Here is a 15,930-nt window from a genome sequence, read left to right on the forward strand (position 1 = left end):
TTCAGCGGAGGTGGGCTATCACGCAAAGGCCTGTTCCTTTGCGTGACAGCCGAAATATTAGTGAGACTCCAGTATTTTCAGTGCTTCCTGATCGTTGTATTGCAGGATCAGTTTTTTGAGCGTGGCTTTGAGTTCGGCGGTAATTTTTTCTGTGCCTTTGCTACCGTAGATGTTATTGACCTGGTGCGGATCTTTCTTCAGGTCGTACAACTCCCAGCTGTCGCCGGCTCCGTAGAAGCGTACCAGTGTGTATTGTTCCGTGCGCACACCGAAGTGAGGATATACATGGTGCGGTTCCGGGAATTCATAATAGTGATAGTATGCTGCTTTTCTCCAGGATGCTTTGTTGGCGTTTTGTTCCAGCAATGGCAGGAACGAGGTGCCCTGAATATCTGCCGGCACGGGTACGCCGGCCATCTGCAGGATGGTGGGCGCCCAGTCGATATTCAGCATGAGCTGATTCACCGTGGTGCCGGGTTTGGTGACGCCGGGGTATTTGATGATAAACGGTGTGCGCAGGGATTCTTCATACATAAAACGTTTATCGAACCAGCCGTGTTCGCCCATATAGAAGCCCTGGTCGGAGGCGTAGATAACGACGGTATTCTCTGCCAGTCCGTTTTTGTCGAGGTAGTCGAGCAGGGCGCCGATATTGCGGTCGAGTGAGCGGGCAGTAGAGAGGTAGTCTTTCAGGTAGCGTTGGTACTTCCATTCCACGAGGGCGTCGCCGGTGAGTTTTTTCTCATCGAATTCTTTGCTGACTTTCCCTTCATAATAAGCTTTGAAGGCTTCCTTTTGTGCCGGCGTAAACCGGCCATAGATGCCTTTTTCATAGTTGGCGTGTACTTTCAGGTCTTCTTTCAGGCGCATGGTTTTGTCGATGGTCATGTCCTGATTTTGTGCTGCGATACGATTTTTATAGTTGTCGCGGAAAGTGGCCGGCAGCGGGAATGTTTTGTCATCATATGCGCCGAGGTCCTGTATATCGGGCAGCCATTCGCGATGGGTTGCTTTTTCGCCTACGACGAGGAAGAAAGGTTTGGAGGTATCGCGGTGATTGAGCCAGTCGACGGAGAACTGCGTGATCAGGTTGGTGACATAACCTTCTACGCGGGTGGTATCGCGGGGACCGATGAAGTCCGGATTATAGTATTGCCCCTGATTATTAAGGATACGCCAGAAGTCGAACCCTTCCGGCAGATTGCCGAGGTGCCATTTACCGATCCACGCCGTCTGGTAGCCATTTTGTTGCAGCAGTTTAGGGAACAGTTGCTGGCCGACATTAAATTTCTTTTCATTGAGCGTGTAGCCATTGATGTGGCTGTACTTGCCTGTCAGCAAGGTGGCCCGGCTGGGACCACAGATGGAGTTGGTGACGAGGGCGTTGCGGAACAGCACACCCTGACGGGCAATGCGGTCGATGTTGGGTGTTTGTGTCAGTTTGCTGCCGTAAGCACTGATTGCCTGATAGGCATGGTCGTCTGAGAAGATAAAAATAATGTTCGGTTGTTGCCTGGGTTGCTGCTGGCTGAAGCCTGTCTGGCTGATAAAAGCCAACAACAGCCAGGAGAGGCGTTTCATTGTTTTCATATCTGTTCTGCTTATAAAGGAATGGTGGCGGATAAAGATATCTATTATTCAGACTACTAGGTAATATTATGATAATTTGATATTTTAGGCAGCTGGCAAGTCGTGTAATAATAAGATGAGTTTTAAGTTTATCCCCTATGTCCGTTTGGAGATTTATGGAGGATGTTTTAAGATAATTAAATAGGTATATGAAACTACCGATGATGATGACACGTCGGAAGCTTTGGTACTGTTGTTTTTGTTTTCCTGTACAGGTTAGTTTTTATCTATTTTCAGGGATAAGATGTTAAAGAAAGAAAAGACGGTGTATGTCTTTGAAAATAGTTACGGGACTTACCTTGCCAGTTATCATTTTAACAAAGGGTATCTGGTCTCTTTCCGCTTTGGGTATGATAATTCCTGATGTGGTATTGCGTAAAAGTAATGCTGTTTTGTCTTAACAATAACGTCACCCCCTATCCGAAAAAATATTTCATCAGATAATTTTTTTATCTGAAATTAATTTCTAGATTTGTCGCATAAGAGAATAAAAATATCCTAATACCTATTTGTTAACCAATTGCCACATAGTGGATCGTTTTTGAGAAGTGTAGTATTAATATTGTTATTATCGTCCCTATTCCTTGCTTCGGAGTGTGCAGCGCAGCTTCATCTTCCCGTAGATTCTAAGGTTTCGGATACTGGTCATTACTTCATTCATACAGGTTGTAAAATGAAGATGCCGGTGTTGGTCCTGTTGTATGAGGAGCCCAGAGGAGACACCAGGTTGGTAGCCATCAAACGGAAGTTGCCGCCCGCTCAACCCGTTGTACCTGTACATAAACCTTTCCTGAGCATACATGGAAACGTGATGTATGATTTCTATTATCAGTCGCATACAGATACCCCTTATCTCGAAAAAGATATCCATCAGCATACCGTTCAGACCACACTGGATATATTGGTCAAAGACAGATATCCGCTGCATCTGACATTTAATACCAGCAAAGGAAATTCTTATCTGTTCAGAGATATTACCGGCGTTAATTTCCGGTATACGCAACAGGATTTCCGGCAGTTGCTTTTAGCCAAAGCGAGAGACTGGGATGCCGGCAAACGCAAGCAGTTGCAGGAACTGGAAAAGATGAAACTCAAGCTGGACGAGCAGTGGGACGCCCTGAACAAGCTCCGTTACTGGTTTAACTCACCGGTACAGCTGCAGCGGATGGTAGAGCAAAAAGAAAGAGCATATCGTCGCCGGCTGGCGGATTCTTTGCAGCAGTTGCTGCCGGTGCAGGACGTGGATGGATACAAAGCAGCCTTATCCGGGGTGTTGCAGAAAAAGGCCGATAGCCTGAAAAATGCTGTGGCTGCAGATTCCAGCGAAGCGCGTTTTCTGGCGCAATATGAAGAAAAGAAAAAGAAGCTGGACTCACTGGAGAAATCTTTCGCCGCACTGGAGAAGTTGTATGCCAAACAACAGAAAGCCTACTCCGCGAAGAAAGGTTATCTGATGGATGTATTACAACGCAGTAAAAATCCGCGGCAGATGATGCAGGACCTGGAAAGCATGAATTTGCCCGACAGCATTTTACCCAAAGGATATAAGACCTTGCTGGCAGTGAAATCGGTGGGGATTGGTCGTACCATGGTGGATTATTCGGAACTGACTGCCAAAAACATCAGCATTACCGGTGTGCAGGCCGAATTTAACCCGTCCTATTATATTGCTTTTGCTACCGGTGCGGTAGACTACCGCTTCCGTGATTTTATTGTAAATGACAACAGGGTCAGACAATACCTGAATATCGTCAGAGCCGGCGTAGGGCAACGGGATGGCAACAACGTTATTCTGTCTTTCTATACCGGAAAAAAACAGGTATATAATTTTAATACCACTACTTCCGGTACCGGCGTAGTAGAGGCGCCGGACTATCGTATCATGGGGTTGTCGCTGGAAGGCAGATGGCAGATAAATCGTAATAACTATCTGATTGGGGAGGTGGCTAAGTCTTCGTTACCTTATTATGAACGCAAGCTCAATCATGATGGCCTTGGCAGTAGCATGACCAGTTTGGGTGATCGCAGCAATGAAGCTTATGCGGTGAGCGGCTTTTCCTTTGTTCCCCTGACCAAAACGAGGATCAACGCCATGTTTAAAAGGATGGGCGCCAATTTCCAGTCCTTTAGCTTGTACGCCACCGGCTCTGCACAGAATGCATGGATGGTGAAAGTGGACCAGCCTTTCTTTCAGCAGCAGCTGATGATCACCGGTAGCCTGAAGCAGAATGTATACACCAGTGTTTTTGAGCATAGCAGTTACCGCAGCAGCACGGTGTTCAAAAGCATACAAGCAACGTTCCGCCGGAAAAAATGGCCAGTAGTGTCCGTGGGATATTATCCGACTTCGCAGTTGATGAAACTCAGTGACGACAGATTTGTAGAGAACCTGTTTTATACTATGTCGGGTACCGCCAGTTACTATTATCAGTCCGGGCGGGCCACGATGAATACCATCTTCTCCGGGACACGGTTCTATAACCGGCAGGTAGACAGCAACTTCGTGTATTTCAACAGTACCAATCTGTTGCTGAACCATACTGTGTTTATCGGGAAGTTTACCCTGAACGGTGGGTTGTCGTCCGCTACCAATCAGGATTACGCCTTATATGGCGCTGATGGGGGCGTACAGTATAAGGTGACCAACTGGCTGGAGATCGGGGGGGGCGTCAAATACAATTATCAGACCGTATATCAATTAAAACAAACCGGCTATTCTGCCAATACCAGGATCAATATTCCGAAAGTGGGGGAGATAGCGCTCATGGCCGATAAAGGGTTTGTACCAGGTGTGAACAGGCAGCTGGTGTCTAATGAAACCGGTCGTTTAACCTATACCAAAGTGTTCTAAAAATATCGTATGAAAAGATCCCTATTCCTGTTGTTGGCCCTTGGGCTATCGCTGCGTGTAGCCGCACAGGTTAGCATGACCATACAGCTGCCACCTGCCGGCGTAATGCTGAAAGCCCAGCTATGGAATATTGTATTGGTATCTGCTTCCAATGCATCGGTGAATGTGCGCATCACGATGCGCCTTACCGATCCGCAGACCAATCAGCCGTTGCTGACAGGTATTACCCGCACTATTCTGTTGAACAAAGGCGCACGACAGTTGCAGTTGCAGGATTTTATGCCGGTGCAATACGAATATCTATCTCCTGCTATCGACCGCAGTGCCAATGGTTTTCTGCCATCAGGCAATTATATGGCCTGTTATAGTATGATTGTGGAAGGTGATAAGTCCGGCAACCAACCGGGAGAAGATTGTATCCCGTTTACCATCGAGCCGGTGAGTCCGCCGTTGCTGAATACGCCTGCTAATAAAAGCGAGTTGGAAACCACCCTGCCGCAGTTTACCTGGATCCCGCCCGCCCCGCTTAATTTGTTCAGTGATCTCAACTACGATCTGACCCTTACCGAAGTATATCCGGGTCAATCGCCTGAAGAAGCGATCCAGCAGAACATTGCGGTGTACCGCGCTCCCGCGTTGCGGAATATTTTTGCCAACTACCCATCCGGAGGCGTACAGCTGGATACCGGCAGGCAATACGCCTGGTCTGTGACCGCCCGCAATGGCCGGTTGTTTGCCGCTCAGACCGAAGTGTGGACATTCCGTATTAAACCATTGGCCAAACCGGGCCATACACCTGCCGGCGCTTATGTGCAACTGAAAAGAGAGCTGGATGGCGCCGTGGTAAAAGCAGGTCGTATGCTGAGTGTCAGCTATACCAATGAAACCGCCGACAGCACGTTGCACTACGAGGTCATACCACTGGAAGCCGGTCAGCGTGCCGTAGCGGAAGGAACGTTGAAAGCGGAGCGGGGACATAACCGCTTTGAAGTGCCGCTGGAGCGCAAAGGTTTGTCGAACGGCCGTCTGTACCTGTTTCGGCTGTTGAATTCCCGCGGGGAATACTGGCAGCTGAAATTTATCTACAATAAAGAAGATTAATGGGAACCGAAACCCTGTACCTATAAAATAAAGTGAAATGATACTGGCTATTGCTGAAAAGTGGAAGAAAGCAGTTGCATGCTTTCTGCTGGCAATAATTTATGTTGAAACGGTGGTGCCGGGCTATGCGCTGGGCAGTAACCGTAGCGGCCGGGTTCCGGTCGGAGTAACGGTGGCGCCTGCACGCGAATGGCTGTCTTTAGTTCCTCCGTCAGTGCCGGCGCCTGCAGCTCCTGCTCCTGCATCTGCAGATAAAGTGGATGGTGGCCCTACGCAACCGGAGGCTACCTCTTTTACCGCCGTGGGAAGTGATAAAATGGTGGACCTGTTTACCGGGGATTTCTCCTATAGTATTCCATTGCTGGACGTAGGTGGTTATCCGTTGACGCTGGGATATAATAGCGGCATCTCCATGGACCAGGAAGCCAGCTGGACGGGGCTTGGATGGAACCTGAACCCGGGCAGTATTACGCGTAATATGCGTGGTATTCCGGATGATTTTAACGGGGAAGACCAGATTACCAAGACAATGTCGGTGAATGAGAATAAGACGACGGGGGGATCGTTGGGTATCACCACAGAGCTGTTCGGTATGGATCTTAAAACGGTAGCAGGGAAGGTCGTTGATAGTATCCGTGGTGGTTTTACCGCTTCGGCCAGCATCTATAACAACACTTATCGTGGTTGGGGAGCGGAAGCGGGTTTTGGCACGAGTCTGAGTGTGGGCATACAGGGTGCTGGTTCTCTGACAGCCGGGATGGGGCTTTCCAACAGCACTTCTGATGGAGTAACCGTCAGCCCAAGCCTGGATGTTCAAACCACTGCTATAAAGAATGGTGATGGTGGGGCATTTACCGGTAATGTGTCGATTGGCTCGGCTTATAATACCCGATCCGGTATGAAAGCGCTACAGTTTTCCGGTGGTGTGAGAATGTCGACCGACCAGCTGAAAAGGCCGTATACCTTTTCATCCATGGCTGACAGCAAAATTTCATTTGCTTATCCCAGCTCTACACCGAATATCAGTATGGCCTATACGAATAGTATGTTTACCGGTAAACTGGCGATTGGTTTCGAGGCGAATGGTATTCACTATAATATATTCGGTACAGGTTATCAGTTGAAACAGACTATCGAGAAGGGGGATCAGGTACGTAAGTTGCCAGCCTATGGCTATCTGCACTATGAAGACGGCACTAAAAGACCGGAGGCATTGCTGGATTTCAACAGAGAGCGTGAGTTGCCTGTCAAAGAAGCGTTGAAAACTATTGCCATTCCTTCCTACACCTATGATGTGTTTTCCATTTCCGGAGAAGGTACCGGCGGTATGTTCAGGGCTTATCGCAGTGATATCGGGTACATGTATGATCCCTATCTGAGGACTAAGGACAAGTCATTCACTGGTGGCCTGGATCTTGGTGTGGGCGCAATTTACCATCTCGGTGCGAACCTTGATATAAGCTCCTCCAATACCACCACCATGGCATGGCAGACGGATAACCAGCTAGGGCAGCGGGTGGCTTTTACCTCTTCTGAAAAAAAATACGAAGCAGCTTACTTCAGGAATCCCGGTGAGATGTCCATTAATCCCAAAGCGTTTTATGAGACAGTGGGTGGAGATGATGTGGTGACAGCGCAGCTCACCGGCGATGGTACCCGTAATATTGGTACATCGGGTAGCCTTTACCGTTATAAGGATGGCGTACATGCCGGTCTGTTACCGATTACGACGGCGACTGCCCGTAAAACGCAGCGCGATAAAAGAACGCAGCTGATCACTTATCTTAATGCCAAAGAAGCCAGTGAAGCAGGATTGACGCGATTTATTGAGAACTACAGAGAGAATAAATATACGTTTGATAATTGTAATACAAAGTATGCTGGCGATCCGGAGGAAAAACGTGGGATTTATGCTGAGTATGAGACACATGGGCGGGCCTCGTTAGGTTCCTGTAACCAAAGGGGCTATACTTTTTGGGATTTGGAAACATTGATGGCCATGACTCCTGGTATAAAATTGCCTTATGACTATTTCATGATGACAAGCAGATATCGGTTAAGAGCTCCTGTAACCGGTGTTTATACCGTTCATTGTGAGTTTAACGATCACTTTGCCCTCTCCGTGAATGGGAAAGAGATTAACGACTTCCAAAAGGATTGGAATGGGAGGGACGAAAACCATGATGAATATTATTCCATTAACCTGGAAAAAGGTAAGATGTATGATGTGGCTATGTGGTATATGAACACAGAAGCTGACGGATATCTGAGTGTAAAGTGGCAATGTGGTAATGTTACTGTCACAGATGATGATCTCTTCTTACCCAATCCTCCGGATAACTTTGAGGTAGTACCGGGAAAGTTGAATAAGGAAAAGCGGATAAACAGTTTCCGTAAGCCGCACCATATCTCTGAGGTTAATGTGCTCAATGCAGATGGTAAACGTTATGTATACGGATTACCGGTCTACAACCTCAAACAGGAAGAAGTTACCTTTTCTGCTGACTACAGTAAAGCGAATGCAGTAGAAGGGGTGGTGAGCTATAATTCCACTAATACCCAATATCGTGATGACTCCACGACTAATGGCAATGGGAACGAACACTATTTTAACAGGGAAGAGATTCCGGCTTATGCGCATTCCTTCCTCCTGACCGGTATTGTGTCACCGGATTATGTAGACATCTCCGGCGATGGTATCACGGATGATGATGCCGGTAATGCGGTGAAGTTCAACTATACGAGAACTGCCGGTGTCAACAATCCTTATAAATGGCGTACACCTTACACCAAATTTGCTACCTATAATGAAGGGCTGAAAACTGACCGTCGCGATGATAAAGGCAGCTATGTATATGGTGAAAAGGAGCTGTGGTACCTGAACTCTGTTGAGTCCAAGAATATGATCGCGATATTCAAACTGGGAGACCGGGACGATTTATTACCGATTGACAGCGCCGGTAACAAAATTGTGGGCACTAAACAGGCCAAACGACTGGATGAAATCAATCTGTATGTGAAAGCAGAATACCTGAAAGACAGCGTTAATGCCAAACCGGTAAAGACAGTCCACTTCGAGTATTCGTACGAGTTATGCCCCGGGGCGAATGCTCCGGAAAGCAGTTCGGGTAAGCTGACGCTGAAAAAGCTTTGGTTCTCCTATAATGGTAACGAAAGCAAGACGAATAAAGCCCGTAACCAACAGAACGCCTACGTATTTCACTATAATAGCAATAATCCGGGTTATAATAGTAAGTCATTTGACCGTTGGGGCAACTATAAGGATGCCAGGAATAACCCAGGCTATGCCGACAACAGTCCCATCAGTAACGTGGAGATGCCTTATGCGTTGCAGGACAGCACCATGGCAGCTAAAAATGCCGCAGCCTGGACGTTAGACTCCATCGTATTGCCTTCCGGTGGGCGTATGAAAGTCACTTATGAATCGGATGATTATGCTTATGTGCAGCATCGCCGTGCCAGCAAGATGACGCGGATTGCGGGTTTCGCAGGGGCCCGGCCTCAATCAGTGGACGAGCTTACCGACAATTTATACGAATTGACAGGTGGCCGTCATGATAATCTCTATGTGGCATTTGATGCGGAGTTGCCGGTTACTTCCAATAAGGAGGTTTTTGACAACTATTTGTCGGAGCTGCATGATACGGTCTTCTTCCGCTTGAATGTGAAGATGCCTTCAGATACTTATGGATCAGGATATGAATATGTGCCCTGTTACGCATTTCTCGACAGAAATGATTATGGATTCTTCAACAACGGTAAAACCATCTTCGTGAAATTACGCCCGCTTAAAGCCAATGGTGAAGAGGGCGGCAGTTACAGCCCGTTGGCCAAGGCTGCGGTGCAGTTCCTGCGACTGAACCTGCCTTCCAAGGCGTTCCCTGATTCTGAGATGGCGGACATGGACCCGATAAAAGCTATCCAGACAATTGTGGAGCTGAGTACCAATCTGCCTTCCAAACTGAGGCGCTTTGATGAAACTGCCCGTAGGAGCGGCTGGGCTATGAAAGTAGATCTGAAACGTTCACATGCCAGATTAAACGATCCGTTATATAAGAAGTATGGTGGTGGCCTGCGTGTGAAGCGTATTGAAATCTACGATCACTGGAATGCCATGACAGGTCAGAAGGAATCAAAATATGGTACTGAATACAACTATACCACCACTGTTAAGGTGGATGGTGTGGAAAGACAAATCAGTAGCGGTGTAGCGACCTACGAGCCTATATTGGGAGGGGAAGAGAATTCCTGGCATACGCCAGTGATGTATAAAGACCAATTGGCTGCGCTGGCACCTACCTCTGTCAGCTATGTGGAAGCACCGCTGGGCGAGTCTTTTTTCCCTGCAGCATCAGTGGGTTATAGCAAAGTACGGACACAATCTATCTATTCAAAAAATGTGCGTTCTGCAAAGGGGTATGAAGAAACGTGCTTTTACACCAGCTATGATTTCCCGACGATTGTGGCCAACTCTGAAATTGAACGGCCTTATAGCAAAGCTATGTATAAGCCACGGTTAGGTAGTATCATGAATATTGACTCCCGTTACTATCTCGCGCTTAGTCAGGGCTTTAAAATAGAGCTGAATGATATGCATGGAAAGATACGGTCACAGAAGTTTTACAGTGCAGGCAAGACGCCTCAGATGATTAAGTCTACCACATATTTCTATAAAGTAGATAATGAGTCTGCGCAGCAAAAACATCTCAATAATGAAGTAATGGCCATCGATAAATCTGGCCAGATAGCATCGTCCTTTATTGGTAAAGATGTGGAGCTGATGACAGACATGCGCCGTCAGGTGTATGAAAGCGTGGCCGGCAATATTGTGGTAGACCTGGATGCTATTTACATTGGCATTTTCCCGGTACCGATCCCGACTTCTTTCCCGATGCCACAGAGCGAGGAGAATATTTTCAGCTCTGTAGCTATTACCAAGGTGATCCATCGCCATGGTATCCTTGACAGAGTGGAGGCGATTGAAAATGGCAGCAAGGTAGTGACCCGTAACCTGCTGTATGACGCGGAAACCGGAGATGTGTTGCTGACCTCTGTTCAGAACGAGTTTGGAGACTCCACTTATCAGTTTAGCTATCCGGCTCACTGGGCTTATGACGGTATGAGCGGCGCCTATAAAAACATCAACACTACCCTGAAAAATGTGTATGTGAAAGGAGGACGGATTGTTTCAGGGCTTTCTGAAGCAGAAGTTAGCGACTACTTCGCTTCCGGTGATGAGGTCATTACCTACTCCCGCAACCGTGTAGCCGGAGACGAGTGCAGTCCCATTTTAGCGACTTTCCCCAGCTCCGGTAAAGTATGGGCACTGGATGCCAATGCCCTCAATGGCGGTACGCCGGATATATACTTCCTGACAGCAGAAGGTACACCCTTTACCGGTAATGATGTAACGATGAAGATTATACGCTCCGGACGTAAAAACATCCAGGCACAGATTGGTACGGTAGTGATGATGAAAAACCCGCTGGTATGGAACAACGGTGCTTATCAGCTGGAGATTAACAAGGATAAACAGATCCTTAGCGCTTCCATGACAGAATATAAACAGAATTGGCATGTGGAGGATAAAAAGAGCTCCTATAAAGAGTGTGCCTACAAATAATATAACGACTATGAATACACGTATAATTATCATAATAATTGGACTGATGCTGATGTTGGGCCGCGGATACGCCCAAATACCAGCAGAAGGACAGAAGATGCAGGGCCGTTGGGAAATAGTGAAGGTGGAGGCAACATTGTTCAGTCAGGGAGATGAAAGGGTATTGGAGCGGAAGGTATTGACCGCAAAGGGAGACATTAGTATGGCTGGAGGGATGATTCCTTTGTCGCTTGGGTTTAACGGAGATGTTTGTACGGTAGAGCGTAATGGCAGAATTGAAAGAGATAGCTGCAAATGGGAGCCTCCGTTTGTGTTGTTGCAGGACCCGGAATCTGTTCTTGTTCGTTATCATTCCTGGCAATATTCTTTTATAGACGCTGATCATATTGAGGTGGGTTTACCAGCTGTCTTTTACATGGATCCTCAGCGTAAAGTACCGGTAAAACGACAATTTATCTGCACCTATGGTAAGAAAGGGTAATGGTGTTTAGCTGTATCAAACGATTTATATGCAAATAATCAGATCATATATATTTCTGGTGTTTTCCGTTGTATGTTTCCTGGCGGGAAGCACAAGCGTATGGGCGCAGACGCCATGCGATAACTGGAGTATTCAGACGCAGATTGACAGTGCGACCTGTAAAGCAAATGGCAAAATTGCTATTACATTGGCAGGGGCGGATAAGGTCAATCTGGGAAGTTTATTGTATAGCCTCACTCCTATAAGTGGTGGTACTACTAAGGTGGTACAAAGTGCGACCGCTGTATTGGAGAATATAGAGCCCGGAACCTATGACCTGTTGGTAGAGGCTGTTTGTTACGGAACTCCTGTTTCAAAGAGTACTCAGGTACGAGTACCGGGAAAGTATGAGAATGTGAAGCTATTCCTAAAACCCAATAAGGCAACTTTTGGAAAATGTGCTGTAGGGGGAATTGAATGTCATATTACGAAAGGAAATGCTCCCTATACGATTAGCGTACTGGATGCTCCTGCCAGCTATACAGGAACCCGGACCTTTACTACAAACGACAGTGTATTTCAGATAGATAACCTGAATGAAGGCGCGTTTAAAGTAGCTGTTGAAGATGGCTGTAATACAAGGGAGTTGGATAGTACCAAGGTTGTGAAAGAAGCGCTGCCAATAAACGGAAATGTATCAATTGTAAAAGACCAGTATAACTGTAGGGTCTATGTTAAAGGTTTCTGTGACTTGTACGAAAGGACAGATGCACGATCCCATTATTCCTATGCTTATTCTTTTAATGGCGGACCAATAGGAAGTTACAAACCAATTGGCGTACTGAATGATACTGTTGATGTTCTGGTTGGGACCACATTAAAGGACATCAATAACAGAGATGTCAGAATCCATATTAAATCGGATTGTGGAGATACGCTTTCGATGGTAAGAACGGCGTATGGGGCTCAGTTAAGTAACGATTTTAAGTTGAAATGTAGCGGAAAGTTTGATGTTTATTATCGAATATCCGGAGCTAATGTTATCTGTTTTCCGGTATATGTGAAGCTGACTAATAATACAAAGAATCTGGTTTACTACGATACTGTCCTAACTGCTGCTACAGGAACTGTTTCGCGTACAGTATCAGAGGTGGAGGAAGGAGAATATTCTGTAGCTGCAACGACGGCGGATGGTTTAGTTATAAACTCCGGGTTCTATGCCCGGAATGTTGGACCTCTTTACTCTATTATGTTGGATCCAACTACCAGTCAGGATGGTAATGATGGGAAAACTGGTTTTGTTATTGTCAGGAATGGTACCTGGATGCGCAACTCTACAGTTGAGCTCATTGGAGGCCCTCCTAACATCCGTTACTATTACAACTTAGGGAGTTTTGCTCCGTCAAGCCATTTCTATTTTGAACAAACTACAGAAGCCTCGCCTCAATATTTTCCAACCGGAAGCTATTTGTTCAGAGTAACTGATTCCTGTGGTGTTTATGATCTTCCGATAGTTGTTACAGAACAGGATGTATATCGATATCATTGGGGGTATACAGTTCAACAGACTTGTAATGGTTTGAAGGTTACTCCCACAGGGGACTATACTTACAAAGGGAAAACAGCGAGTGCTTTTTATAAGATTTTTTCAGGCCCTGATGGAGAGGGGACACTTGTTCGCAGTGGTGAGAGCCTTCTTCTTCGTTTACCGGGTAAATACACTATTGGTACAGGTCCGTACGCCTATTTCCGTGACTTTAAGGTTAATGTAAAAACAATTCAGTATAACGCTCCGGACGAATTAAACATTGATCGCCGGAATAGTCTTGGCTGGGTTTGTCCTGGTGCTGCTCCCAATACAGGTTCTATCAGGGTTCTTGCTGTTGGAGGCAAGAGTGGTTCCCGAATATATACCTACAAATTGGCTGAACAGGGTAACGGTGCCAACGGTCCATATCTTGACAGCAACAGCACTGGCTCCTTTACTTCCAACGCACGATATTCCCTGATGAAAAATCTTAGTTATTCTATCAGAGTAATCGATGCCTGTGGAAACTCCATCGTTCAGGACATTCAGATACTTGATTTCGCCACTTACCAGATCATTACTACAGATAAACCTATGTTTTGTGTTGGCGATACTGTTTACCTGCGGGCAATCAATTTGCCAACTACAGCAAAGAGTTATCATTGGGATTTCCCGAATGGCCAGAGCAAGGACGGAGTGCAAAATCCTATACTGTATAATATTGATTCCAGTTGGGCAGGCAAATATAAAGTCACCATTAGCTCTGACCTCTGCGGTCAGCCCATTAAAGGAGAAGTCGATATCAAAGTAGCGCCATATACCATCCGCTGCTATAGTGCCGTGACCGACACCAGTGTGAACCCATACATCCACGGTCTGCTCGGAAACTGGCGCCCTTCCAAAAACTATGTATACTATGGTGCCAGGGCGCAAGCTGATCCGGCTGTCAAAACGGATATCCGGAAAGATGGTGCCTATGCTGATTTTATGTCTTTCTGGGAAAAACAAACCAGCTCCTGGACTCCGCATCAGGATACTACCCGCTGGGTATGGAATGCAGAAAGTACTGTTTTCAGTAAGAAAGGACTTGAGTTGGAGAATAAAGATCCTTTGGGCCGCTATAATGCTGGCCTCTATGGTTACGACGGTGCGGTGCCGGTAGCAGTGGTGCAGAATAGCCGTTATCGTGAGTCCGGGTTCGATGGCTTTGAAGATTATGATTTCGTGGCGGGCAAATGCGATGATGGATTCTGTCCTGTGGGTCGTCATTTTGATTTCTCCCGTTATAAAAATAAACTGAGCGGTAAGCAAAGTCACACCGGAAGGTTTAGTCTGAAGGCTGCCAAGGGAGATAGTATTATGTTGTCAGCGCTGGTAACGGATAGCGACAGATTATTGACAGCGCCGGATTTCCAGCAGGCAATTAAATGTAATACAAACGTATTGAAAGCAGTTCGCCTGAATCCGGGCGTGCTCGTACCTGAGTTCTCACCGGTAGCGGGTAAACGTTTTCTGTTCAGTGTATGGGTGAAAGAGGAACAGGACTGTAAATGTACATCTTATTCCAGCAGTGAAATCACTTTGCTGGTAGGCGGTCCGGTAAGAGTGACAGCCACCGCGAAGCCTAAAGGAGCGATCATCGATGGCTGGCAGCAATATGAAGGAGTGATCGACGTGCCGACAGGTTCTACTGCCTTTAACGTGGTGATTGTGCCTCAAAACAACGTAAACGTTTATTATGATGATCTCCGGGTACATCCTTACAATGCCAATATGAAATCTTTTGTGTATGATCCTGTGAATCTGCGGCTGATGGCTGAACTGGATGAGAACAACTATGCCACCTTCTATGAATATGATGATGATGGTACCCTGACCCGGGTGAAGAAAGAAACCGAACGTGGTGTTAAAACGATTAAAGAAACCAGGAGCGCACTCCTTAAAGAAACCGCGCAATGATAATAAGATCCCTGAATACCCTGTACCTGCTGGTGATGTTTAGCGTTTGTACGACCCAGTTACATGCACAGCAGCAAACGCAGGAACAGCGCGATACTACCGGTCTCGCTGCTGAGATGGCGGTGATGTATAAGATGTATGCTGATAAACAATATGCGCTGGATATCCGCTATGCTTTTGCCGCTTCGTCGGAACCAAAACGTTTGCTCGATTCGGTGATCGGGCGACTGGAGGTGGTAGATAAAAGCTTCCGCTACGAATTAGGTAATACCTTAAGCATGGCTAATGGCCGGTACAATGTTGTTCTGCAATCTGCCATGAAAAAAATGTATGTGTCAAGACCGGTAGCCGGTGATCAGCCTATGAAAATGATACAGGCGGGATTTCCGCAGGTGGCTGTGAAAAGCTGGTCTGCGCGTCAGAAGGGTAATCAACGAGTATTCCATGCGGACTTTATCACTGGTTTCCCCTTTGTCTCTGTGGATGTGGAAAAGGATATGGCTACCGGTTACCTGACTGCGCTGCGTTATCTCATTCCCGCTGATCAGCTGAAACGTTTCGGTATTGATACAGGAGAGACAAAGGAAGATTTTGGTGATTACGCGATTGTGTATGTAACCTATGTACAGGATAAAAAATATAAACCCGATATGACTGTTTTTGATGAGCAGGGTTATTTCCATAAAACGGAGACAACTTTGGCGCCGGCACCGGCCTTTAGCGGATATCAGGTATTTAAAGCATCCCCAGACCTATAG

Annotated in this window: 7 protein-coding genes; 6 read left to right on the plus strand and 1 reads right to left on the minus strand. The window is 46.6% G+C overall.

Annotated elements, in window-relative coordinates; translation table 11 throughout:
- Positions 1-57: 57 nt before the first annotated feature.
- Entirely contained in the window at positions 58-1,590 is a 1,533-nt protein-coding gene (locus ICL55_RS23125) for a sulfatase family protein (RefSeq protein WP_188101816.1), read from the minus strand.
- A 712-nt stretch (positions 1,591-2,302) separates the two neighbouring features.
- On the opposite strand from ICL55_RS23125, the gene ICL55_RS23130 reads away from it, so the two are divergent.
- Genes ICL55_RS23130 through ICL55_RS23155 form a run of 6 tightly spaced genes read left to right on the plus strand, consistent with a single transcriptional unit; the run spans position 2,303 to position 15,930 of the window.
- Positions 2,303-4,480, plus strand: a complete 2,178-nt coding sequence (locus ICL55_RS23130) for a hypothetical protein (protein ID WP_188101818.1) — start codon at positions 2,303-2,305, stop codon at positions 4,478-4,480.
- Between the two features lie 9 nt (positions 4,481-4,489).
- On the plus strand, positions 4,490-5,581 hold the full coding sequence (locus ICL55_RS23135) for a hypothetical protein (RefSeq protein WP_188101820.1): 1,092 nt from the start codon (positions 4,490-4,492) through the stop codon (positions 5,579-5,581).
- A 37-nt stretch (positions 5,582-5,618) separates the two neighbouring features.
- Complete coding sequence (locus ICL55_RS23140) at positions 5,619-11,225, plus strand: PA14 domain-containing protein (RefSeq protein ID WP_188101822.1); 5,607 nt, start codon at positions 5,619-5,621, stop codon at positions 11,223-11,225.
- A 10-nt stretch (positions 11,226-11,235) separates the two neighbouring features.
- Positions 11,236-11,706, plus strand: coding sequence for a hypothetical protein (locus ICL55_RS23145; protein ID WP_188101824.1), 471 nt, complete (start codon positions 11,236-11,238; stop codon positions 11,704-11,706).
- A 28-nt stretch (positions 11,707-11,734) separates the two neighbouring features.
- The gene (locus ICL55_RS23150; protein WP_188101826.1) at positions 11,735-15,172 is read left to right on the plus strand and encodes a hypothetical protein; all 3,438 of its coding nucleotides are present in this window, start codon (positions 11,735-11,737) and stop codon (positions 15,170-15,172) included.
- A complete protein-coding gene (locus tag ICL55_RS23155; protein ID WP_188101828.1) occupies positions 15,169-15,930 on the plus strand; it encodes a LolA3 family protein in 762 nt (253 codons plus the stop codon). Before ICL55_RS23150 ends, ICL55_RS23155 begins: the two co-directional genes overlap by 4 nt.

Origin of the sequence: Chitinophaga varians (genome assembly GCF_014529945.1) — a bacterium.
Lineage (GTDB): Bacteria > Bacteroidota > Bacteroidia > Chitinophagales > Chitinophagaceae > Chitinophaga > Chitinophaga varians.